The sequence below is a fragment of the Lelliottia nimipressuralis genome, assembly GCF_041464075.1.
Classification (GTDB): Bacteria; Pseudomonadota; Gammaproteobacteria; order Enterobacterales; family Enterobacteriaceae; genus Enterobacter; species Enterobacter nimipressuralis.
Window position 1 is genome coordinate 2,863,197 of record NZ_CP167172.1, and the last position, 21,710, is coordinate 2,884,906.

Consider the following 21,710-nt stretch of genomic DNA (forward strand, 5'->3'; position numbering starts at 1 on the left):
CGGGCAATTTCCCTGAACGCAGAAAAGCAAAAAGCCTGCTGTAAAAGCAGGCTTTTCAAATTTGGCTCCTCTGACTGGACTCGAACCAGTGACATACGGATTAACAGTCCGCCGTTCTACCGACTGAACTACAGAGGAATCGTGTGAACGGGGCGCATATTATCGACGCCACCTTTCGTTGTCAAAGACAGATTGCAGAAAATCGTTCGATTGCTGCTTTATTCCTCACTTCGCACATTTGTCATCCGTTCTGACACGTCAGGAGCAGCATTCGTGGTCTTGATTCGTGGATATTTCCATAGCCAGCGGCCGCTGACCATTCGCCAGTAGAACAGTGCGCCGCGCACCGCCCAGTCGAGGAACATCCCCAGCCAGACGCCCACCACGCCCATCCCGAGCATAATCCCGAGTCCATAGCCCGCCACCACGCGACAGCCCCACATGCCCAGCATCGACACCCACATCGCAAAGCGCGCATCACGCGCCCCTTTCAGCCCCGCAGGAAGCACCCAGGAGGCCGCCCAGATCGGCATAAAGGCCGCATTCAGCCAGATGAGGATTTTCACCACCTCTTTAACGTCATCCTCATGGGTGTAGAACGAGGCCATCAGCCCTGCGAACGGCGCGGTTCCCCACGCGATAATCGTCAGGCCAATCGTTGACAGCCAGAACACGTGGCGCAGCTGGCGCTCCGCCTGAGCAATTTGCCCTTTGCCGAGCCGTTTACCGGTGATGATCGTCGAAGCCGAACCGAGGGCGTTCCCCGGCAGGTTAATCAGCGAGGCGATTGAAAACGCGATGAAGTTACCAGCGATGACATCGGTGCCCATTCCGGCGACAAACATCTGGGTCAGCAGTTTCCCGCCGTTAAACAGCACCGACTCAATGCTGGCAGGAATACCGATTCCCATCACTTCCCAGATAATGGCGAAATTCAGCGGGCGGAAGTAGCTTTTCAATGAAATACGCAGCGCGGGATTAAGACCAATCATCAGCACCGCGACAATCGCGGCTGCACCGATGTAGCGGGAGATAGTCAGCCCCAGCCCGGCACCGACAAATCCCATGCCATCCCAGGAGAAAAGCCCGTAAATTAAAATGCTGCTGATGATGATATTGAGGATGTTCATCCCGCCGTTAATGAGCAGCGGAATTTTGGTGTTGCCCGCACCGCGAAGCGCGCCGCTGCCAATCAGCGTAATGGCCGCCGCCGGATAGCTCAGCACCGTCATTTCGAGGTACGTCAGCGCCAGGCCTTTCACTTCACTGGTCGCCTCCCCCGCCACGATATCGATAATTTCTTTACCGAAATAGTGGATCACCGCCGCCAGGATGATCGAGAAGATGGTCATGATCATCAGGGATTGTCTCGCCGCCTCGCGCGCGCGTTTCGGGTCGAGTTTACCGAGACTAAAGGCCACCACCACCGTGGTACCGAGATCGATGGCCGCAAAGAATGACATCACGACCATGTTAAAACTGTCCGCAAGGCCCACACCCGCCATCGCCTCTTTACCCAGCCAGCTCACGAGGAACGTGCTGAGCACGCCCATCAGCAGGACACAGGTATTTTCCAGAAAGATAGGCACAGCAAGAGGGGTGATTTCACGCCAGAACAGAACACGATAGCTTTTACGTTTGGCATACCAGGGCGTACGCATGACGGCATGGCGCAGAGCGGAAGTGACGTTCAAAATGGACCTTAACGAGAGAAAGTTGAAACTCCATTTCAAATAATGAGGGAGAAACGCTAATCCTGCAAAGTATTTTCCACAAAAAATTGTAGAGAATGACGACAAACTGTCGACAGAATCAGCAGTTGAACCATTGAGTGTAAGATCAGGTTTGACAAAAGTTTTTTCGCCGCTAAGATAAGCCTCCTAACCGATTCCTCTGTAGTTCAGTCGGTAGAACGGCGGACTGTTAATCCGTATGTCACTGGTTCGAGTCCAGTCAGAGGAGCCAAATTTGAAAAGCCTGCTTTTACAGCAGGCTTTTTGCTTTTCTGGATCTGTAAAATCCCCTAAAAAAAAGCCCCCCTGCTTTCGCAGAGAGGCCGTATCACTCTTCGCGACAGTTACTCGCTTTTCGCTTCGCCGTTTTTGATTTCGCCAATCACTTTCAGCTTCTTGGAGATGTCACGACGCTCTTTGGACAGCTCAGCATTTTTGATGATGTAGTCGTCTACGCGATCTTCGTAGTCGGTTTTCATGCTGGCGATAATGCCCTGAATGGCTTCAACGCTCATACCTGGCTTGATGTAGTCGCTCAGGTTATCAAGCAGCAGAACGCGTTTCTGGTTGTCACGGATCTTCTTCTCAACGTCCTGGATTTCACGCTGCAGTTTGTTTTTGCGGCGGAACAGGCGGACGAATTCCAGAACATCCTGGAACGAAGGCTTAGTAGTTTCCATTTTGATACCCCTGCTAATGTAAGATTCGGATTCGTTTAAGCAACCACTGTGCAGATAACCTTACTGACAGCCGCTGCGAATGACAATGACTATATCGTTTGATCCTATCATAACCCCAATCGCTGCTGAATCGAAGCAGCAGGCGTCACAACGGGAGATAGCTGCTTTTTATTTGCGCAGCGCCCGGCAGATAAGATGCGACAAAAGCTCCAGCTGCCGCGCCATTTCCATGCTCAACCATACATAGCCGTGGATAGGCGTTTCCGCCACGCCGTCGCCCTGATGTTCGTTGATCAGCTCTCTTAACTCAGCTGTGATTTCATTCAACCGCTCGCTGTTGGCGAGAATCGGCTGTGGGTTACCCTCATACAGCGCGTGAGCGATAGTCAGCAGCGTTTGCTGCGTCATCTGCTGCGTTTCCTTGAGCGTATGGGCATTCAGCAGCACAAAGTGGCTGGCGCGCGAGGCCCAGTGGGCATTGATCTGCAATTCGAGCATGCACACCAGATTACGACTGACCGTCTGAATCGCCTCAAAGATAGACTTTTGAATATGCGTCTCTTTGCTGGCGGGGGCAATAATCCCGCGCATTTTGACGATATCGTTGAGAATTTTTTGCAGATGCTTTTCGAGGCGCGGGCGTTCCACCAGATTCGGGGAAAAACCCGCCTGATAGACACGGTTGACGGCGGTCACGTAGTTCGCCATCTGAATACGCCAGTGCAGGAATGCACGCTGCGGCCAGATGCCAGTGAACAGCATCGCCAGAAGCGATCCCAGAATGACGTCGCCGCTTCGCCAGAGCGCAGTGGCCATATCCCCCGCCGGGGCGCCAACGACCACCGAAAGGGTGATGCCAATCAGCAGCGCCTGATAGGGCTTTTTACCGAGCGCCAGCCAGCCGCACAGGAACATCGCCCCTGCGCACCACAGCAACATCACGGGAAGTGAAATCAGCTCCAGCTTTAACGCAATCAACCCAAGCGCGGAGCCAAAAATGGTGCCGCCAATACGCTCAAAGGCGCGCGGAACCACGTTTCCCCAAAAAGAGATTGGCCCCATGATCACCACCAGCGTGATTAACGGCCAGGTACCTTCAGGGATGTGCAGCAGTCTCACCAGCAGGAAAGTGAGAATAAACGCCAGCGCGATACGACAACCATGCACAACGCGATAGTGTCGGTATAAACGGATTTCAAAAGGAGTTAATGATTTGTCGGGACGCACACCCGCTCTCCAGCTACACGGCAAATCACAATTGTACTGTGTTTTCTGCCGGACGCATCACGTCCGACAGAAAAACCACACAAATAACAGGATTGCTGCTCAACCCACTTTATTTTGCACCGCGACGTACATTTCGATATCCCAGTAACCATCGACATTGCCATCGTTCAGGTAGCGCTCAAAGCACGGTTTGGGAGCGATCTGGTAATGGTGATCTTCAAGAAGACTGTTGAAGAAGCTATACCACGGCGTGGCAAAATCATGGTTTTCGACACGCGCAACGGCGACAGCATAGTCGCCTGCGGCGATTTCAGTGAGGATCACCCCTTCACTGTTCGCGGGGATCTGAAAATCTTCCGGGACCGTCACCGCCGTATCGCAGCGCAGTTTTTCCGCGGGGACTTCATCGGGATTGTCATAATAGACCGCAACCCATTCGAGAGGCTGGATGTGGTTGCCATCGACCCACATCGCCAGCTGTTCAAAACCCTGTTTGACCGTTTGCTCCCACGGGCCAACCATATGAAAACCAGCGATTTTACGTTTCGGTTGCTGCTTGATGCTGTAGTCCATACTGCCTCCGTTTATTACTGTATATTTATACACTATAAAGCAGATTCGTTATGTCCGGCAAATGCGAGATGTTTATTATGTGAGCAGACTCGCAGGAGTGCCAGTCTGCTCTTTTGGCCGTCAGGCTTTGTGGTGCAGATAGTCGCTCAGACGTGAGAAAAGACCGCCCTTGTTGACCTTCTCCAGCGTCACCAGCGGCCAGTGTGCAACGACTTTATCGCGGTCATACAGCTCAATTTCACCCACGCGCTGATGCGCGGCGATAGGCGCCTCCAGCTCTTTTTTATCGAGTACATATTTGGCTTTGATGTTCGCCACTTCTGATTTTGGCAGCGCCAGCCAGAAATCCTGATCCGTCCCGAGGGAAATCTGCTCTTTATCGCCGTACCAGATGCGCTCCGTGCCGACCTGTTTTCCACTGCGCAGAATCTGCACGGTATCGAAGTTTTGCTGGCCCCAGTGGAGCAGCTTGCGGGCCTGATCTTCGCGCCCTTTCGGGCTGTCTGCCCCCATCACCACGGCAATCAGGCGACGCTGACCGTCCACCGCCGACGCAATCAGGTTAAAGCCCGCTCCGGAAGTGTGCCCGGTCTTCAGCCCGTCGACATTCATGGTTTTATCCCACAGCAGCCCGTTACGGTTTTGCTGGGTGATCCCGTTCCAGGTGAGGCTCTTTTCACTGTACATGTGGTAGAAATCCGGCTCGCCGTGAATAATCGCCCGCGACAGCACCGCCAGATCGTAAGCCGAACTGTGCTGGCCCGGAGCGTCCAGGCCGTGCACGGTTTCAAAGTGCGTATCACGCAGGTTCAGCTTTTGCACGTAGTCGTTCATCATGTTGACGAACTGCGGCTGGCCGCCTGCGACGTGGTCGGCTAACGCGACACAGGCGTCGTTACCGGAATCCACAATCAGGCCACGGCTCAGGTCGCGAACGGTGACGCGATCCCCCGCTTTCAGGAACATCAGCGACGATCCGTCGAACACCGGATTGCCTTTCGCCCATGCGTCGCGCCCGACGGTCACGATGTCATCGGGCGTAATACGATGGCTGTCGATCGCGCGGTCGACCACATAGCCCGTCATTAGCTTGGTAAGGCTGGCCGGATTGCGCTGTTGGTGCTCGTTGCCCGCTGTTAAAATTTGACCAGTAGTGTAATCCATCAGCACCCAGGAGCCTGCCTGAATGGCCGGCGGCTGCGGCGAGTAGTCCATGGGATCGGCAGCCAGGGCAGACGTAATACTCGAAGCGAGTAAAGAAACAGCAATAAACAGACGGCGTTTCAACGAAATTTCCTCAGGTCATTTAAAATCGTTGCCCTTTTTACGGAAGTTCTCGCTCCATTACCTGTTTAAATTGCAAAAAAATGTGACGTAACGCAGAGATTTAGCGGAAGGCCGCGCGCAATTCTGGCGCTGAGAAACGCTTTTTATTCGGCGTGTCGTCGCCGATCGTTTACCATAGCAGTGTCACTTTTTAACAGGATGGTAATACTGGTGTCTGATTCCGCCGCGCTTCCCACATTTCTCTTTCACGATTACGAAACCTTTGGCACCAGCCCGTCGCTGGACAGGCCTTCGCAGTTCGCGGCGATCCGCACCGACGCTGATTTCAATATCATTGGCGAGCCGGACGTTTTTTACTGTAAGCCTGCCGACGACTATCTGCCCCAGCCCGGCGCCGTGATGGTGACCGGCATTACGCCACAGGAAGCGCGTGAGAAAGGCGTGAACGAAGCCGAGTTTGCCCGTCGCGTTCATGACCTGTTTACCGTGCCGAATACCTGCGTGGTGGGCTATAACAACATCCGTTTCGATGATGAAGTTACGCGCAATATCCTCTACCGCAATTTCTACGACCCGTACGCCTGGAGCTGGCAGAACCGCAATTCGCGCTGGGACCTGCTGGACGTGATGCGCGCCTGCTACGCTTTGCGCCCTGAGGGGATCAACTGGCCTGAGAATGACGACGGGTTACCCAGCTTCCGTCTTGAGCATCTGACCCGCGCCAACGGCATTGAGCACAGCAATGCGCACGATGCAATGGCCGATGTGTACGCCACCATCGCCATGGCGAAGCTGGTGAAAACCGCGCAGCCTAAACTGTTCGACTATTTGCTCAGCCATCGCAGCAAACAGAAACTGATGACCCTGATTGACGTCCCGCAGATGAAACCGCTGGTGCATATCTCCGGCATGTTCGGCGCATGGCGTGGAAATACCAGTTGGGTCGCGCCGCTGGCGTGGCACCCTGATAATCGCAATGCGGTGATTATGGTCGATCTGGCGGGCGATATTTCCCCCCTGCTTGAACTGGACAGCGACGCCCTACGCGAGCGTTTATATACGCCGAAGAGTGAGCTGGGCGATAACGCCGCCGTTCCGGTTAAGCTGGTGCATATCAACAAATGCCCAGTGCTGGCGCAGGCGAATACGCTGCGCCCGGAAGATGCCGACAGGCTGGGTGTAAACCGCCAGCGTTGCCTCGATAACCTGAAAGTGCTGCGCGACAACCCGCAGGTGCGTGAAAAAGTCGTGGCGATCTTTGCCGAAGCCGAGCCTTTTGTGCCGTCGGATAACGTCGATGCGCAGCTCTATAACGGTTTTTTCAGCGATGCCGACCGCGCTGCCATGAATATCGTCTTGCAGACAGATCCGCAAAATTTACCGGCGCTGGATATCACCTTTGCCGATAAGCGTATCGAGAAGCTGATGTTTAACTACCGGGCACGTAACTTCCCTGGCACCCTCGATGAAGCCGAGCAGGAGCGCTGGTTGCAGCACCGTCGTAACGTCTTTACGCCGGAGTTTTTGCAGCAGTACGCCGATGAGCTGGAAATGCTGTATACGCAGTATGAAGGGAACGCTGAGAAACAGGCGCTGCTTAAAGCGCTGTACCAGTACGCGCAAGAGATTGTCTGAGGGTTTCAGGCATAAAAAAACCGGAGACATGTGCTCCGGTTTTTTTTCGTCATCGCTCAGGATCAGGCGATATCTTCGTACTGTGGAACCGGGTTGCGGAAGCTTTTGGTCACGCAAGCCAGGTACACCAGACCGATCCCACCCCAGATCAGGCCCAGAATCATTGAGCTTTCTTCCAGGTTAATCCACAGCGCCCCCACCGTCATCGCGCCACACATCGGCAGGAACAGGTAGTTGAAGTGGTCTTTCAGCGTTTTGTTGCGCTTCTCACGGATCCAGAACTGAGAGATCACGGAGAGGTTAACAAAGGTAAAGGCCACCAGCGCACCGAAGTTAATCAGCGCCGTTGCGGTTACCAGATCAAATTTAATCGCCAGCAGCGCGATAGCGCCTACCAGCAGCACGTTCCATGCCGGGGTACGCCATTTCGGATGAATGTAGCCGAAGAAGCGAGTCGGGAACACGCCGTCGCGACCCATCACGTACATCAGACGAGAAACGCCTGCATGAGCGGCCATGCCGGAGGCCAGTACGGTGACGCTTGAGAAGATCAGCACGCCCCACTGGAAGGTTTTACCCGCAACGTACAGCATGATTTCAGGCTGAGACGCATCCGGATCTTTAAAGCGAGAGATATCCGGGAAGTACAGCTGCAGGAAGTAAGAGGCACCGATAAACACCATGCCGCCCAGCAGCGCAGTCAGCAGAATTGCGCGCGGAATGACACGCTCTGCGTCTTTGGTCTCTTCAGACAGAGAAGAGATGCCGTCAAAGCCGAGGAACGAGAAGCACAGAATTGTCGCGCCAGTAATCATCGGCACCACGTGTGCACCTTCAGACCAGAACGGACGGGTGCTGGTCAGCGTACCTGCGCCTTCACCGTGTGCCACACCGTAGATGATCATGCCGACGATAACGGCCACGATACCCATCTGCAGAATAACAATCAGGGTATTGAAGTTAGCCACGGTCTTGATGCTGCGCAGGTTAGAGATGGTCATAAAGGCCACCAGCGCGACAACGAAGATCCACGACGGTACGGAAGGCACCAGCGCTTCAAAGTAAATTTTTGCCAGCAGAATGTTGATCATCGGCATGAACAGGTAGTCCAGCAGAGATGACCAGCCCACCATAAAGCCAACAGCCGGGCTAATGGATTTCTGAGCATAGGTGTACGCAGAGCCAGCGGACGGGAAACGGCGAACCAGTTTGCCGTAGCTCAACGCAGTAAAGAGAATAGCGACCAGCGCAAAGGCGTAAGCCGTTGCAACGTGACCGTCAGTGAGGCCTGAAACGATACCAAACGTATCGAACAGCGTCATCGGCTGCATATAGGCGAGGCCCATCATGACAACCGGAATCAACGTAAGTGTTTTACGTAATTCCACGCGAGAGGTTTTTGGAGTAGCGTTATGCGACATGGTTATTCTCCTTTACGGTGAAAACCGCCACGTAAGCAAAAGATTGCCCCATTTTCTGGATTCCTCAGCGACAACAACTGTCGGATTTTAGTAAGTATCTATCCGGTACGAAGCCCGGCCTCTTTGTTTTTAAATGGCGTTTGTTACATGCAAAAAAAATAACCGACGCCTTTTATATCGTCGGTTAATCTCATTTTTTTGCAGCGGCGCATTTTGCCCCATCTTTGGCATAAAAGGCAATAGATTCAGAACCCCTTCGCGATTTTCTTTTTACTAAGCGGTTGATATTCCGCCCTCAGGTAAAGTGTAAACGGCAGCGATAGCACTATTTGCTAAAATCTCATCCCGCCACCATGCGCTGGCAAGCCCAGCCGTCTGTTCATTCCACCCCACCCACACCGATTCGCTGTTGGTTTGCGCCAGCACTTGCTTCTCAACCAGCGCTCCACTTTCAATGAATCGCTGGGCGAGATAACGCGGTAAATACCCGCAGCCCAGGCCGCTGATTTGCAGCTCCAGCTTGGTTTTAAAGTCGAAAACGGTGATCGCTTCCTGATCGTCGAGCAGTTGCGAAGAGGCGGCGCACTCGGGCAGCGAGCTGTCGCCGACGACGATAGCGCGACAGCCTTTAATGACGCGTCGCGGAATCGGCTCCGGCTCTTGCGCAAGAGGATGATGCGGGGCGACCACGAAAACCTGTTCAAGGGTACCGATACGCGCAAACCCAAAATCGCTCGACTGGGGTGGATCGCGCAGGGCACCGACGATGATATCCGCCCTCCCCTGAGTGAGTGCCTCCCAGGAGCCGCCCAGCACGCCGTTGATAAATTTGAGTCGGGTGACGCTGTGACGCTGATAAAACGCTTCGATCAGCGGAGAGAGTAATGAGAAGGGAAACGTATCATCCACGCCGATGATAAGCTCATTTTCCCAGCCCTGATGCAGTTTGATCGCCTGCTTTTCCAGCTCGCGCACTGTGTGAAGCACCTCGCGCCCCTTCTCGAGCAGCATCTGCCCTGTTCGGGTGAAACGCGCGCGGTGACCGCTGCGATCGAGCAGCTGAATATTGAGGTCACTTTCGAGCTTGTGGACGGTGTAGCTTAACGCCGAGGGAGTTTTGAAGAGCTTCGCTGACGCGGCAGCAAAGCTCCCCTCTTTTTCGAGTGCATCGAGGATAATAAGAACATCCAGCAGCGGTTTCATGTCGCCCCCAAAACGGTGTGCGATCAAACCCGCTGGCAGGGTTATTCCATTGGCATCACCAGCGGATCGGGATATTGATACTCAAATCCCAGTTCACGACAAATACGATTGCCATCAATCACTTTGCCTTGCCCTTCCCCAGATGCGTCGCGAAATTGCGGCGGCTCAAGCCCAAGCTGTCGGGCCATCACGGGATAAAACTGACTTCGCGCCGGATGAGAGGGCGCACATATATTATAGATGTGACCGCCCTTCGGGGCCTGTAACAGGAGCGTAATTGCGCCGATCACGTCTTCAAGATGAACAAGATTGACGCCATGTTGCCCATTCGGTGCCGTTTTCCCGGCAAAGAAGCGCCCCGGATGACGTTCTGGCCCGACTAAACCGGCGAGGCGTAAAATGTCCACCTGGGTACCCGGTAAATTGTGCAGCCAGTCTTCCAGCTCTTTCAGCACGCGCCCGCTGGCGGTGACGGGCTTGCGCTCGGTACTCTCTTTCACCGTGCCTTCCACATCGCCGTACACCGACGTCGAACTGGTGAAAATAATGCGCGGAATGTGATGCGCCAGGGCGCTGTCGACAATCTCCTGCACGGCCTGACGGTAAAACTCCTCGCCCGGCCCGCTGCGGCGTGCGGGCAGCGTGATCACCAGCGCATCCACATTCATCAAGCTGTCGAGATCGTCCGTATCGCACACCAGCTCCGGTTCCAGGCGTAACTCGACGCCCTCAATGCCGCACATTCGCGCGGCCTCAACGCCGTCCACCGTGGTTTTGCTGCCGGTCACCTGCCAGCCTCGCGCCGTTAACGACATCGCCAGCGGCATGCCTAACCATCCTAAACCGACAATTGCGACCTTTTTCATGCGTTTTCTCCTGGCTTGCACGCGTCTGACTTAAGGCTACGCCAGCGCTGAGGAACTGACAATTCATAGCATCAATATGAAATGAATTAATGATTAAAAAAAGCCCTTGCTTTACACCGTGAATGTGGTTTAGGTTAAAAGACATCAGATGCATAAGCATTCACAGAGAATTTATATGACACGCGTTCCTTTTAAAAACCACCATCATCACCATCATCCTGACTAGTCTTTCAGGCGATGTGTGCTGGAAGACATTCAGATCTTCCAGTGGTGCGAGAACGCAAGAGAGAGCCCCCGGAAGATCATCTTCCGGGGGCTTTTTTTTGGACCGTATCCAGACAGGGTAATAAGGACAACAGAATGTTAGATAACTCACGTTTACGCATAGCTATTCAAAAATCAGGCCGCCTGAGCGACGATTCACGCGAATTACTCTCCCGCTGCGGGATCAAAATTAACCTGCACACGCAGCGCCTGATTGCCCTCGCTGAAAATATGCCGATCGATATCCTGCGCGTTCGCGATGACGATATTCCGGGCCTGGTGATGGACGGCGTGGTTGATCTTGGCATCATCGGCGAAAACGTGCTGGAAGAAGAGCTGCTGACCCGCCGCGCGCAGGGCGAAGACCCGCGCTATTTCACCCTGCGTCGTCTGGACTTTGGCGGTTGCCGTCTCTCCCTCGCCACCGCAGTGGATGAGGCCTGGGACGGCCCGGCTGGGCTGAACGGCAAGCGCATTGCCACCTCTTACCCTCACCTGCTGAAACGCTACCTCGATCAGAAAGGCGTGCAGTTTAAATCCTGTCTGTTAAACGGTTCCGTCGAAGTGGCCCCACGCGCCGGACTGGCGGACGCCATTTGCGACCTGGTCTCTACCGGCGCGACCCTTGAAGCCAACGGCCTGCGCGAAGTAGAAGTGATTTACCGCTCGAAAGCCTGCCTGATTCAGCGCGATGGAGACATGCCGGATGCCAAGCAGCAGCTGATTGACCGTCTGCTGACCCGTATTCAGGGTGTTATTCAGGCTCGCGAATCGAAATACATCATGATGCATGCGCCAACCGAACGTCTGGATGAAGTGATTGCTCTGCTGCCAGGCGCGGAACGCCCAACCATTCTGCCGCTGGCGGGCGATCAGCAGCGCGTAGCGATGCATATGGTCAGCAGCGAAACCCTATTCTGGGAAACCATGGAAAAACTGAAAGCCCTGGGTGCCAGCTCCATTCTGGTGCTGCCGATTGAGAAGATGATGGAATAATTCCGCGAACAGTGCCCGGTCAGCGTTCGCGCATCCGGCAAAAGGAAAGTGATATGAGCTTTAATACAATCATCGACTGGAATACCTGCAGCACTGAACAACAGCGTGAACTGCTGACGCGCCCGGCCATTTCGGCTTCGGACAGCATTACCCGCACCGTGGCGGAAATCCTGGATAACGTGAAAGCCCGCGGCGACGACGCACTGCGCGAATACAGCGCCAGGTTTGACAAAACTGACGTCGGTGCGCTGAAAGTAACGGCGCAAGAAATTGATGACGCCTGCAACCGTCTTGGCGATGACATCAAGCAGGCGATGGCCGTGGCGGTCAAAAACATCGACACCTTCCACACCGCGCAGAAACTGCAGGTGGTGGACGTCGAAACCCTGCCCGGCGTGCGCTGCCAGCAGGTGACGCGCCCCGTGGCCTCCGTCGGACTCTACATTCCCGGTGGCTCCGCCCCGCTGTTTTCCACCGTCTTGATGCTCGCCACGCCGGCGCGTATCGCCGGTTGTCAGAAAGTGGTGCTCTGCTCGCCGCCGCCGATTGCCGATGAGATCCTCTACGCGGCAAAACTGTGTGGCGTGCAGGACGTCTTTAAAGTAGGCGGGGCGCAGGCCATCTCCGCCCTCGCGTTTGGCACCGAATCCGTGCCGAAAGTCGATAAGATTTTTGGGCCGGGTAATGCCTACGTCACTGAAGCCAAACGCCAGGTTAGCCAGCGTCTGGATGGCGCGGCGATTGACATGCCTGCAGGCCCGTCGGAAGTGCTGGTGATTGCCGACAGCGGCGCGACGCCGGACTTTGTGGCCTCTGACCTGCTCTCTCAGGCCGAACACGGTCCCGATTCCCAGGTGATTTTGCTGACGCCAGACGCTGACATGGCGCAGCGCGTGGGCGAAGCGGTTGAGCGCCAACTGGCAGAGCTGCCGCGAGCCGACACGGCACGTCAGGCGCTCTCTGCCAGCCGCCTGATCGTGGCGAATTCGCTCGAGCAGTGCATCGCCATCTCTAACCAGTACGGCCCGGAGCACCTGATCATTCAAACCCGCGACGCCCGTTCTCTGGTCGATGGCATCACCAGCGCCGGTTCCGTGTTCCTCGGTGACTGGTCGCCTGAATCCGCAGGCGATTACGCCTCTGGGACCAACCACGTGTTGCCAACCTACGGCTACACCGCAACCTGTTCAAGCCTGGGGCTGGCTGATTTCCAGAAACGCATGACCGTGCAGGAGTTGTCCCGCGAAGGTTTTGCCGCCCTCGCCTCCACGATTGAAACGCTGGCCGCCGCCGAGCGCCTGACCGCCCACAAAAACGCCGTGACGCTGCGCGTTGCCGCCCTGAAGGAGCAAGCATGAGCATTGAAGAATTAGCCCGCGAAAACGTTCGTCGACTGACACCCTATCAATCTGCTCGTCGCCTGGGGGGAAATGGTGATGTCTGGCTGAATGCCAATGAATTCCCAATGGCAGTCGCGTTCGAACTTTCCCAGCAGACGCTGAACCGTTATCCGGAGTGCCAGCCAAAGGCGGTAATTGAGAATTACTCCCAGTACGCAGGCGTGAAGCCGGAGCAGGTGCTGGTCAGCCGTGGGGCCGATGAGGGTATCGAACTGCTGATTCGCGCCTTCTGCGAGCCGGGCAAAGACGCGGTGCTCTATTGCCAGCCGACTTACGGCATGTACAGCGTTAGCGCCGAAACGTTTGGCGTGGCGTGTCGCAACGTGCTGGCGCTGGATGACTGGCAGCTTGATCTCCCGACCATCGCCGAGAACCTTGACGGCGTGAAAGTGATTTTCGTCTGCAGCCCGAATAACCCAACCGGCCAACTCATTAATCCGCAGGATATCCGCACCCTGCTTGAGATGACGCGCGGCAAAGCGCTGGTTGTTGCCGATGAGGCCTATATCGAATTTTGCCCTCAGGCGACGCTGGCGGGCTGGCTGGAAGAGTATCCAAATCTGGTGGTGCTGCGTACGCTCTCGAAAGCCTTCGCACTGGCCGGCCTGCGCTGCGGATTTACGCTGGCCAATAAAGAGGTCATCGATCTGCTGATGAAAGTGATCGCCCCTTACCCGCTGTCAACGCCGGTCGCGGATATCGCCGCGCAGGCACTGGCCCCCCAGGGCATCAACGCCATGCGTGAGCGTGTAGCGCAGATTCTGGTGGAGCGTCAGTATCTCGTCTCTGCACTGAAAACGCTGCCCTGCGTGGAGCAGGTTTTTGACTCGGAAACCAATTACATCCTGGTGCGCTTCACTGCTTCCAGCGCCATATTTAAATCTTTGTGGGATCAGGGCATTATCTTACGAGACCAAAACAAACAACCTTCCCTGAGCGGCTGTCTGCGCATTACCGTGGGCACCCGGGAAGAGAGTCAGCGCGTGATTGACGCCCTGAAAGCGGAGAAAGTATGAGCCAGAAGACCCTTTTTATCGATCGCGACGGCACTATTATTGCTGAGCCACCAAGTGATTATCAGGTCGATCGATTCGACAAACTGGCTTTTGAAGCTGACGTGATCCCGGTTCTGCTTAAGCTGCAGAAAGCGGGCTATAAGCTGGTGATGATCACCAACCAGGACGGACTGGGCACCGACAGCTTCCCGCAGGCCGATTTCGATGGCCCGCACAACCTGATGATGCAGATCCTCACTTCGCAAGGTATTACCTTCGATGACGTGCTGATCTGCCCGCACCTGCCAGCGGATAATTGCGACTGCCGCAAACCGAAAGTGAAGCTGGTTGAGCGCTATCTTGCCGATGGCGTGCTGGATAAAGCGAACAGCTATGTGATTGGCGATCGCGCAACCGATATCCAACTTGCCGAGAACATGGGCATTCAGGGGCTGCGTTTTAATCGCAATGAGCTGGACTGGGCGACGATTGGCGAGCAGCTCACCAAGCGTGACCGTTACTCCCACGTCGAGCGCAACACGAAAGAGACGCAGATTGACGTAAAAGTGTGGCTGGACCGCGAAGGCGGCAGCAAAATTCACACCGGCGTCGGTTTCTTCGATCACATGCTAGATCAGATTTCGACCCATGGCGGATTTCGCATGGAGATCAACGTGAAGGGCGATCTGTACATCGACGATCACCACACCGTTGAAGATACCGGCCTGGCATTGGGCGAAGCCCTGAAGCTGGCGCTCGGCGATAAGCGCGGCATTAACCGTTTTGGTTTTGTACTGCCGATGGACGAATGTCTGGCCCGCTGCGCGCTGGATATCTCCGGCCGTCCGCACCTGGAATATAAAGCCGACTTTACCTATCAGCGCGTCGGGGATCTGAGCACCGAGATGGTTGAGCACTTCTTCCGCTCGCTCTCCTACACCATGGGCGTGACGCTGCACCTGAAAACCAAAGGCAAAAACGATCACCACCGCGTCGAGAGCCTGTTTAAAGTCTTTGGCCGCACGCTACGCCAGGCGATCCGCGTGGAGGGCGATACGCTGCCTTCATCGAAAGGGGTGTTGTGATGAACGTGGTTATTCTGGATACCGGTTGTGCGAATCTCAACTCGGTGAAATCGGCCATCGCGCGCCACGGCTATGATCCGATGGTCAGCCGCGATCCGGACGTGGTGCTGCGCGCCGACAAACTCTTCTTACCGGGCGTCGGAACCGCGCAGGCGGCGATGGATCAGATCCACGAGCGTGAACTGGTCGAGCTGATTAAAGCCTGCACCCAGCCGGTGCTGGGCATTTGCCTGGGGATGCAGATCCTGGGGCGTCGCAGCGAAGAGAGCAATGGCGTGGACCTGCTGGGTATCATCGAAGAAGATGTGCCAAAGATGACCGACTTTGGCCTCCCCCTGCCGCACATGGGCTGGAACCGCGTTTATCCGAAAGCGGGTGACCGGCTGTTTCGCGGTATCGAAGACGGGGCCTATTTCTACTTTGTGCACAGCTACGCCATGCCGCTGAACCCGTACACCATCGCCCAGTGCAATTACGGCGAGCCATTCACGGCAGCGGTCAACAAAGATAATTTCTTTGGCGTGCAGTTCCACCCGGAACGTTCGGGTGCTGCGGGTGCGCAGTTGCTGAAAAACTTCCTGGAGATGTGATGATTATTCCCGCATTAGATTTAATTGACGGCACCGTTGTCCGTCTCCATCAGGGCGATTACGGCCAGCAGCGCGACTACGGCAACGATCCCCTGCCGCGTTTGCAGGATTATGCGGCGCAGGGCGCAGAAGTGCTGCACCTGGTCGATCTCACGGGCGCGAAAGATCCGGCGAAACGCCAGATCCCACTGCTGAAAACCCTGGTCGCGGGCGTTAACGTTCCGGTGCAGGTGGGCGGTGGTGTGCGTTCTGAAGAGGATGTTGCCGCCCTGCTCGAAGCCGGTGTGGCGCGGGTGGTGGTCGGCTCGACGGCAGTCAAAAACCCGGAGCAGGTTAAAGGCTGGTTCCGCCGCTTTGGCCCCGACGCGCTGGTGCTGGCGCTGGATGTGCGCATTGATGAGCAGGGTAACAAGCAGGTAGCGGTCAGCGGCTGGCAGGAAAATTCCGGCGTGACGCTGGAAGAGCTGGTTGAAATTTATCTCCCCGTAGGGCTGAAACATGTCCTTTGCACGGATATCTCCCGCGACGGGACGCTGGCTGGCTCTAACGTCTCGCTGTATCAGGAAGTGTGCGCCCGCTATCCGCAGGTGGCTTTCCAGTCATCGGGCGGTATTGGTGATTTAGCAGATATCGCCGCTCTGCGCGGCACCGGCGTGCGCGGCGTCATCGTGGGACGCGCTTTACTGGAAGAGAAGTTTACTGTGACGGAGGCGATTCAATGCTGGCAAAACGGATAATCCCGTGTCTGGACGTGCGCGATGGCCAGGTGGTGAAAGGCGTGCAATTCCGCAATCACGAAATCATCGGCGACATCGTCCCCCTCGCAAAACGCTATGCTGACGAAGGCGCAGACGAACTGGTCTTTTACGATATCACCGCCTCCAGCGATGGCCGTGTGGTCGACAAAAGCTGGGTCGAGCGCGTAGCGGAAGTGATCGATATTCCGTTTTGCGTGGCGGGCGGAATTAAATCGGCGGAAGACGCTGCGCAGATCCTCTCCTTCGGCGCAGATAAAATTTCCATCAACTCCCCTGCCCTGGCAGATCCGGAGCTGATTACCCGTCTGGCGGATCGCTTTGGCGTACAGTGTATCGTGGTGGGGATTGATACCTGGTACGACGCGGCAACCGGCAAGTATCACGTAAATCAATATACGGGCGATGAAAACCGCACCCGCGTGACGCAATGGGAAACGCTGGACTGGGTGCAGGAAGTGCAAAAACGCGGCGCAGGTGAAATCGTACTGAACATGATGAACCAGGATGGCGTGCGTAATGGCTATGACCTGGAGCAACTCAAAAAAGTGCGTGCCGTGTGCCGCGTGCCGATGATTGCCTCTGGTGGTGCTGGAACGATGGAACACTTTCTGGAAGCCTTCCGCGATGCGGATGTCGACGGCGCGCTTGCGGCATCGGTGTTCCATAAGCAGATTATCAATATTGGCGAGTTAAAAACGTTCCTGATTAACCAGGGCGTGGAGATTAGGGTATGTTAACTGAACAACAACGGGCTCAGCTGGACTGGGAAAAAACGGACGGATTATTGCCGGTGGTTGTGCAGCACGCCGTGTCAGGCGAAGTCCTGATGCTGGGCTATATGAACCAGGATGCGCTGAGCACGACGCTTGAGAGCGGGAAAGCCACCTTTTTCTCGCGCACTAAACAGCGTCTGTGGACCAAAGGCGAATCGTCCGGTCATTTCCTCAATGTGGTGAGCATTACCCCTGACTGCGATAACGACACCCTGCTGGTACTCGCAAACCCTATCGGGCCAACCTGCCATCTGGGCACCAGCAGCTGTTTTGGCGATGCCAGCCACCAGTGGCTGTTCCTGTATCAGCTCGAACAACTACTCGCCGCGCGTAAAACTGCCGATCCGGAAAGCTCGTATACGGCAAAACTTTACGCGAGCGGAACCAAGCGTATCGCGCAGAAGGTGGGGGAAGAAGGCGTGGAAACGGCACTGGCTGCAACCGTAAACGATCGCGATGAGCTGACCAACGAGGCGTCTGATTTAATGTATCACCTGCTGGTGTTGCTCCAGGATCAGGATCTCGATTTAACGGCGGTGATTGAGAATTTGCGAAAACGGCATAAATAAAAAAGACCGGGGAGTCCCGGTCTTTTTTTGTCTGGTTATCAAGCTTTTGGTTTGTAGTTGCGCAGCGCATTGCGCCCTAACACAACGCCAGAACCGATAATGCCGCCCAGCAGAACAGCCAGAATCAGCGTGATACCTTTCTTCGGACTATCGCGACGGATAGGCAGGTTAGGCTTCATGACATAGCGGTAGGCATGAATGCTAGCCGGATCGACATTAAGATTCTGAATATCCAACAAATTTTGCTTGGTCTGATAATAAGCACCAGAGAAGACCAGAGGACGCGTAGACTCGTGTTCAATCATTGAGTTCAGCGCTTCACTGCCCAACAGGAACATTGTGTCCTGTGTGACATCCTGCGTCTGCTGGATTTGAGGTGTCGTGATTTTCGCGGCCTGCGCGAACTTCAATGCCTCTGTAATCTGTTTAATACGCAGATCTTTCTGTTCTTGCGAGACTTTTTCCTGGTTCTGCAGAGAGTCATTCAACGTAATGATTTGCTGTTTGATGTTATCTTTAAGGTCAACATCCAGTTCTTTCGCCGTCTGCTCGTCAATTTGCTGAATGTATTGTGCCAATTGTTTTTGTGCAGCTTCAGCAGTTTCGCCGACATAGCTTACGGTTAAGGGCAGCGACTGCCCTTTTACTGCTGCCTCAATGGTCAACTTTTCAGGGGCTTCCTGATTTTCAAGGGCCTGTGCTAACGCGGAAAACGCGGAGTTGAAGCGCCCGACAACACGGACTTGAGTATCAAGCATAGAGGGTGCAGCTGATCCATACAGAATATTCAGAGCGTTAGTGTAGGTGGCAAGCTGAGCGGCATCCGGCTGGGTAATTATCGCGCTAGAGGTCCATTTCTCTTTTGCAATGGTTATATAAATGCCGGCAAGCACTATCGCTATGGCTACAAATGCAGCAATGATCCACTTCCCACGCCAAAGCTGTATGATTAAATCTAATAAATCAATCTGTTCCGGGTCATGCCGACTGCTGACCTCGTTATTGCTGTTCTGAGACATACAATCCTTAACGGTGAAATTAGCGTAATAAAATTTTCTAACTAGTCTATCTCGTACTGATAATTTTTCTATAAGAATCCGTTGAGAATCTGCCGACTGGTGAAGTTTTGCTTACTCCACGCTTAGAGGTATGATGTGCGTCATAGGTTTTACGCTTAACAGATAGCAGTTTTTGATTCTAAAGAGGATGGATATGAAATTTCTGGTCACTGGTGCAGCGGGTTTTATCGGCTCACACATCAGTAAGCGTCTTTTAGACGCAGGGCATCAGGTTGTCGGTATCGACAATCTCAACGGCTACTACGATGTCAACCTGAAGCAGGCGCGTCTGGATCTGCTGACATCCGGGAATTTCAGCTTTCACAAACTCGATCTGGCCGACCGCGAAGGCATGGCAGCCCTGTTTGCCGACGAGAAGTTTGACCGCGTCATCCATCTGGCCGCTCAGGCAGGTGTGCGTTACTCGCTGGAAAACCCGCATGCGTATGCTGATGCCAACCTGACCGGCCATCTGAACGTACTGGAAGGTTGTCGCCATAATAAGGTTCAGCACCTGCTGTACGCCTCCTCGAGTTCGGTTTATGGCCTTAACCGTAAAATGCCCTTCTCGACCGATGATTCGGTAGACCATCCGGTATCACTTTACGCTGCGACCAAAAAAGCCAACGAGCTGATGTCGCATACCTATTCGCATCTCTATAGCTTGCCCACCACCGGCCTGCGCTTCTTTACGGTGTACGGGCCGTGGGGCCGTCCGGATATGGCGCTGTTTAAGTTCACCAAAGCGATGCTCGAAGGCAAAAGCATTGATGTGTACAACTACGGCAAGATGAAGCGTGATTTCACCTACATTGACGACATTGCCGAAGCCATTATTCGCCTGCAGGATGTTATTCCACAGGCGGATGAAAGCTGGACCGTTGAAGCAGGCACGCCAGCAACCAGCTCCGCCCCCTATCGCGTCTACAACATCGGTAATAGCTCGCCTGTTGAACTGATGGATTACATTACAGCGCTGGAAGAAGCGTTAGGCATTGAAGCAGTTAAGAATATGATGCCGATTCAGCCGGGTGATGTACTGGAGACCAGTGCGGATACCAAAGCGCTGTACGAGGTGATTGGCTTCAAACCTCAGACGTCGGTTAAAGAAGGCGTGAAAAATTTCGTCGACTGGTACCGTGACTTCTACAAGGCTTAAAAACAACAATGCCCGGCAGTGCCGGGCATTTTCTTGATGTGCTTAGCAACAAAGATTAATCACTTCCGAACAGATCGCGGGTATAGACTTTATCCGCCACGTCCGCCAGCTCTTCTGCCATACGGTTTGAAATAATTACATCGGCATCTTTCTTGAAAGCGTCCAGATCGCGAATGACCCGTGAATGGAAGAACTCGTCTTCTTTCATCGCCGGTTCATAAATAATCACTTGCACGCCTTTCGCCTTAATACGCTTCATGATCCCCTGGATGGAGGATGCGCGGAAGTTATCTGACCCGCTCTTCATGATCAGACGATACACCCCCACCACTTTCGGCTGACGCGCCAGAATGGAGTCAGAGATGAAATCTTTACGCGTACGGTTTGCTTCCACAATCGCGGAAATCAGGTTGTTTGGCACCGTCTGGTAGTTTGCGAGCAGCTGTTTAGTATCTTTTGGCAGGCAGTAACCGCCGTAACCGAATGACGGATTGTTATAGTGGTTGCCAATGCGCGGGTCCAGGCAGACACCTTCAATGATCTGTTTGGTATTCAGGCCAAGGCTTTCCGCGTAGCTGTCCAGCTCGTTGAAGAAGGCCACACGCATCGCCAGATAGGTATTGGCGAAAAGCTTGATAGCCTCAGCTTCCGTGGTGTCGGTGAACAGTACATCAATATCTTTCTTGATCGCCCCCTCCTGTAACAGCGCCGCAAAACGCTCAGCACGTGCGGAACGCTCACCAATAACAATACGCGATGGATACAGGTTGTCGTAAAGAGCCTTGCCTTCACGCAGGAATTCTGGAGAGAAGATCACGTTATCGATACCCAGTTTCTCTTTAATTGACTGGGTGAACCCGACAGGGATAGTCGATTTGATGATCATCACGGCTTCAGGATTCAATGCCACCACATCTTTAATCACCGCTTCTACGCTGGAGGTATTGAAGTAGTTGGTCTTAGGATCATAATCCGTTGGAGTGGCGATAATCACATAATCTGCACCGCGGTATGCGTCTTCTTTATCAGTTGTAGCGCGGAAATTCAGAGGCTTTTTGGACAAATAGTCCTGGATCTCTTTATCAACAATCGGAGAGATCTTCTGGTTGAGCATATCCACTTTGGCCTGCACGATGTCCAGCGCCACCACTTCATGGTTCTGCGCAATCAGAATACCGTTAGATAGACCGACATAGCCTGTTCCGGAGATTGTAATTTTCATTCGTTCTACTTCTTCAAGTATGAGTGTCAGGAGGCATCAGCAACGCCACCGCAGTAAACAACTGTTGAGGTTTTTACCTCTTATGTTTATGCACTGTCAAGGCAAAGCCCTTACTGCCGGATCGAGATAAAAGAGTGAATTATTCTGTGATAACAGGATTGTGTTGCACAAAGCGAGGAGACACGGGGAAAGGAACAATAAAAAAGCCCGGTAACG

Annotated in this window: 22 protein-coding genes, 2 tRNA genes and 1 other annotated feature; of the genes, 12 read left to right on the forward strand and 12 right to left on the reverse strand. The window is 54.3% G+C overall.

The window, feature by feature from the left end; all coding sequences use genetic code 11:
- Positions 1-62 precede the first annotated feature (62 nt).
- Together ACB496_RS13770 and emmdR are read right to left on the reverse strand one after the other, a co-directional pair.
- A tRNA-Asn gene (locus ACB496_RS13770) sits at positions 63-138 on the reverse strand.
- 80 nt (positions 139-218) lie between these two features.
- A complete protein-coding gene (emmdR, locus tag ACB496_RS13775) occupies positions 219-1,661 on the reverse strand; it encodes a multidrug efflux MATE transporter EmmdR (RefSeq protein WP_312068950.1) in 1,443 nt (480 codons plus the stop codon).
- Positions 1,662-1,889: 228 nt separating this feature from the next.
- Between emmdR and ACB496_RS13780 the strand changes: the two genes are divergently transcribed.
- A tRNA-Asn gene (locus ACB496_RS13780) sits at positions 1,890-1,965 on the forward strand.
- 112 nt (positions 1,966-2,077) lie between these two features.
- Here the strand turns inward: ACB496_RS13780 and ACB496_RS13785 are convergent.
- From ACB496_RS13785 to dacD, 4 genes are all read right to left on the reverse strand, one after another.
- Positions 2,078-2,413, reverse strand: a complete 336-nt coding sequence (locus ACB496_RS13785; protein ID WP_095282548.1) for a DUF496 family protein — start codon at positions 2,411-2,413, stop codon at positions 2,078-2,080.
- A 168-nt stretch (positions 2,414-2,581) separates the two neighbouring features.
- A complete protein-coding gene (locus ACB496_RS13790) occupies positions 2,582-3,640 on the reverse strand; it encodes an FUSC family protein (RefSeq protein ID WP_100779656.1) in 1,059 nt (352 codons plus the stop codon).
- A gap of 99 nt (positions 3,641-3,739) precedes the next feature.
- Positions 3,740-4,213 carry a DNA gyrase inhibitor SbmC gene (gene sbmC, locus ACB496_RS13795; RefSeq protein WP_100779655.1) on the reverse strand — a complete coding sequence of 158 codons (474 nt, stop codon included), beginning with the start codon at positions 4,211-4,213 and terminating at the stop codon, positions 3,740-3,742.
- A 120-nt stretch (positions 4,214-4,333) separates the two neighbouring features.
- A complete protein-coding gene (gene dacD, locus ACB496_RS13800) occupies positions 4,334-5,500 on the reverse strand; it encodes a serine-type D-Ala-D-Ala carboxypeptidase DacD (RefSeq protein ID WP_100779654.1) in 1,167 nt (388 codons plus the stop codon).
- A gap of 198 nt (positions 5,501-5,698) precedes the next feature.
- On the opposite strand from dacD, the gene sbcB reads away from it, so the two are divergent.
- A complete protein-coding gene (gene sbcB / locus ACB496_RS13805) occupies positions 5,699-7,135 on the forward strand; it encodes an exodeoxyribonuclease I (RefSeq protein ID WP_199174656.1) in 1,437 nt (478 codons plus the stop codon).
- Positions 7,136-7,197: 62 nt separating this feature from the next.
- Here sbcB and ACB496_RS13810 read toward each other — a convergent pair whose 3' ends face one another.
- The 4 genes from ACB496_RS13810 to ACB496_RS13825 form a co-directional block, all read right to left on the reverse strand.
- Complete coding sequence (locus tag ACB496_RS13810) at positions 7,198-8,556, reverse strand: APC family permease (RefSeq protein ID WP_181826542.1); 1,359 nt, start codon at positions 8,554-8,556, stop codon at positions 7,198-7,200.
- Entirely contained in the window at positions 8,546-8,608 is a 63-nt protein-coding gene (gene yoeI, locus ACB496_RS13815) for a membrane protein YoeI (RefSeq protein ID WP_100780850.1), read from the reverse strand. The genes ACB496_RS13810 and yoeI overlap by 11 nt, the downstream gene beginning before the upstream one ends.
- 221 nt (positions 8,609-8,829) lie before the next feature.
- Positions 8,830-9,759 (reverse strand): LysR substrate-binding domain-containing protein, encoded by a 930-nt coding sequence (locus tag ACB496_RS13820; protein ID WP_100780849.1) that lies wholly within the window; start codon positions 9,757-9,759, stop codon positions 8,830-8,832.
- A 41-nt stretch (positions 9,760-9,800) separates the two neighbouring features.
- Positions 9,801-10,625, reverse strand: coding sequence for an SDR family oxidoreductase (locus ACB496_RS13825; protein ID WP_107703296.1), 825 nt, complete (start codon positions 10,623-10,625; stop codon positions 9,801-9,803).
- Positions 10,626-10,800: 175 nt separating this feature from the next.
- Between ACB496_RS13825 and hisL the strand changes: the two genes are divergently transcribed.
- The 9 genes from hisL (at position 10,801) to hisIE (ending at position 18,055) form a co-directional block, all read left to right on the forward strand.
- Positions 10,801-10,851 carry a his operon leader peptide gene (hisL, locus tag ACB496_RS13830; protein ID WP_099516347.1) on the forward strand — a complete coding sequence of 17 codons (51 nt, stop codon included), beginning with the start codon at positions 10,801-10,803 and terminating at the stop codon, positions 10,849-10,851.
- Positions 10,827-10,950: a sequence feature (His leader region), on the forward strand. Its footprint overlaps the gene before it by 25 nt.
- Before the next feature lie 35 nt (positions 10,951-10,985).
- Positions 10,986-11,885: an ATP phosphoribosyltransferase gene (gene hisG, locus ACB496_RS13835; protein ID WP_100779649.1), complete on the forward strand. Its 900-nt coding sequence runs from the start codon at positions 10,986-10,988 to the stop codon at positions 11,883-11,885.
- Positions 11,886-11,938: 53 nt separating this feature from the next.
- On the forward strand, positions 11,939-13,243 hold the full coding sequence (hisD, locus tag ACB496_RS13840) for a histidinol dehydrogenase (protein ID WP_107703294.1): 1,305 nt from the start codon (positions 11,939-11,941) through the stop codon (positions 13,241-13,243).
- Positions 13,240-14,301 carry a histidinol-phosphate transaminase gene (gene hisC, locus ACB496_RS13845; protein WP_371972856.1) on the forward strand — a complete coding sequence of 354 codons (1,062 nt, stop codon included), beginning with the start codon at positions 13,240-13,242 and terminating at the stop codon, positions 14,299-14,301. Before hisD ends, hisC begins: the two co-directional genes overlap by 4 nt.
- Positions 14,298-15,365: a bifunctional histidinol-phosphatase/imidazoleglycerol-phosphate dehydratase HisB gene (gene hisB / locus ACB496_RS13850; protein ID WP_123427473.1), complete on the forward strand. Its 1,068-nt coding sequence runs from the start codon at positions 14,298-14,300 to the stop codon at positions 15,363-15,365. The genes hisC and hisB overlap by 4 nt, the downstream gene beginning before the upstream one ends.
- Complete coding sequence (gene hisH / locus ACB496_RS13855; protein WP_371972857.1) at positions 15,365-15,955, forward strand: imidazole glycerol phosphate synthase subunit HisH; 591 nt, start codon at positions 15,365-15,367, stop codon at positions 15,953-15,955. Before hisB ends, hisH begins: the two co-directional genes overlap by 1 nt.
- A complete protein-coding gene (gene hisA, locus ACB496_RS13860) occupies positions 15,955-16,692 on the forward strand; it encodes a 1-(5-phosphoribosyl)-5-[(5-phosphoribosylamino)methylideneamino]imidazole-4-carboxamide isomerase (protein WP_371972858.1) in 738 nt (245 codons plus the stop codon). The genes hisH and hisA overlap by 1 nt, the downstream gene beginning before the upstream one ends.
- Complete coding sequence (gene hisF, locus ACB496_RS13865) at positions 16,674-17,450, forward strand: imidazole glycerol phosphate synthase subunit HisF (RefSeq protein ID WP_100779643.1); 777 nt, start codon at positions 16,674-16,676, stop codon at positions 17,448-17,450. Before hisA ends, hisF begins: the two co-directional genes overlap by 19 nt.
- Positions 17,444-18,055: a bifunctional phosphoribosyl-AMP cyclohydrolase/phosphoribosyl-ATP diphosphatase HisIE gene (gene hisIE, locus ACB496_RS13870; RefSeq protein ID WP_371972859.1), complete on the forward strand. Its 612-nt coding sequence runs from the start codon at positions 17,444-17,446 to the stop codon at positions 18,053-18,055. Before hisF ends, hisIE begins: the two co-directional genes overlap by 7 nt.
- A gap of 38 nt (positions 18,056-18,093) precedes the next feature.
- Here hisIE and wzzB read toward each other — a convergent pair whose 3' ends face one another.
- Positions 18,094-19,074: an LPS O-antigen chain length determinant protein WzzB gene (wzzB, locus tag ACB496_RS13875; protein WP_312154547.1), complete on the reverse strand. Its 981-nt coding sequence runs from the start codon at positions 19,072-19,074 to the stop codon at positions 18,094-18,096.
- Positions 19,075-19,267: 193 nt separating this feature from the next.
- Here wzzB and ACB496_RS13880 point away from each other — a divergent pair, with 193 nt between their 5' ends.
- Positions 19,268-20,272 (forward strand): NAD-dependent epimerase, encoded by a 1,005-nt coding sequence (locus ACB496_RS13880; protein WP_371972860.1) that lies wholly within the window; start codon positions 19,268-19,270, stop codon positions 20,270-20,272.
- Between the two features lie 55 nt (positions 20,273-20,327).
- On the opposite strand, the gene ugd is transcribed toward ACB496_RS13880, so the two are convergent.
- Entirely contained in the window at positions 20,328-21,494 is a 1,167-nt protein-coding gene (ugd, locus tag ACB496_RS13885; RefSeq protein WP_371972861.1) for a UDP-glucose 6-dehydrogenase, read from the reverse strand.
- Positions 21,495-21,710: the final 216 nt, after the last annotated feature.

What these genes read in the sequence shown, in the direction of transcription:
- hisB (WP_123427473.1), top strand. Translation starts at nt 14,298, where the DNA reads ATGAGCCAGAAGACCCTTTTTATCGATCGCGACGGCACTATTATTGCT.
- hisA (WP_371972858.1), top strand. Translation starts at nt 15,955, where the DNA reads ATGATTATTCCCGCATTAGATTTAATTGACGGCACCGTTGTCCGTCTC.
- sbmC (WP_100779655.1), bottom strand. Translation starts at nt 4,213, where the DNA reads ATGGACTACAGCATCAAGCAGCAACCGAAACGTAAAATCGCTGGTTTT.
- ACB496_RS13820 (WP_100780849.1), bottom strand. Translation starts at nt 9,759, where the DNA reads ATGAAACCGCTGCTGGATGTTCTTATTATCCTCGATGCACTCGAAAAA.
- hisC (WP_371972856.1), top strand. Translation starts at nt 13,240, where the DNA reads ATGAGCATTGAAGAATTAGCCCGCGAAAACGTTCGTCGACTGACACCC.
- ACB496_RS13825 (WP_107703296.1), bottom strand. Translation starts at nt 10,625, where the DNA reads ATGAAAAAGGTCGCAATTGTCGGTTTAGGATGGTTAGGCATGCCGCTG.
- hisIE (WP_371972859.1), top strand. Translation starts at nt 17,444, where the DNA reads ATGTTAACTGAACAACAACGGGCTCAGCTGGACTGGGAAAAAACGGAC.
- ACB496_RS13785 (WP_095282548.1), bottom strand. Translation starts at nt 2,413, where the DNA reads ATGGAAACTACTAAGCCTTCGTTCCAGGATGTTCTGGAATTCGTCCGC.
- emmdR (WP_312068950.1), bottom strand. Translation starts at nt 1,661, where the DNA reads ATGCGTACGCCCTGGTATGCCAAACGTAAAAGCTATCGTGTTCTGTTC.
- ACB496_RS13880 (WP_371972860.1), top strand. Translation starts at nt 19,268, where the DNA reads ATGAAATTTCTGGTCACTGGTGCAGCGGGTTTTATCGGCTCACACATC.
- hisD (WP_107703294.1), top strand. Translation starts at nt 11,939, where the DNA reads ATGAGCTTTAATACAATCATCGACTGGAATACCTGCAGCACTGAACAA.
- hisF (WP_100779643.1), top strand. Translation starts at nt 16,674, where the DNA reads ATGCTGGCAAAACGGATAATCCCGTGTCTGGACGTGCGCGATGGCCAG.
- ACB496_RS13810 (WP_181826542.1), bottom strand. Translation starts at nt 8,556, where the DNA reads ATGTCGCATAACGCTACTCCAAAAACCTCTCGCGTGGAATTACGTAAA.
- sbcB (WP_199174656.1), top strand. Translation starts at nt 5,699, where the DNA reads ATGGTAATACTGGTGTCTGATTCCGCCGCGCTTCCCACATTTCTCTTT.
- ugd (WP_371972861.1), bottom strand. Translation starts at nt 21,494, where the DNA reads ATGAAAATTACAATCTCCGGAACAGGCTATGTCGGTCTATCTAACGGT.
- wzzB (WP_312154547.1), bottom strand. Translation starts at nt 19,074, where the DNA reads ATGTCTCAGAACAGCAATAACGAGGTCAGCAGTCGGCATGACCCGGAA.
- hisH (WP_371972857.1), top strand. Translation starts at nt 15,365, where the DNA reads ATGAACGTGGTTATTCTGGATACCGGTTGTGCGAATCTCAACTCGGTG.
- hisG (WP_100779649.1), top strand. Translation starts at nt 10,986, where the DNA reads ATGTTAGATAACTCACGTTTACGCATAGCTATTCAAAAATCAGGCCGC.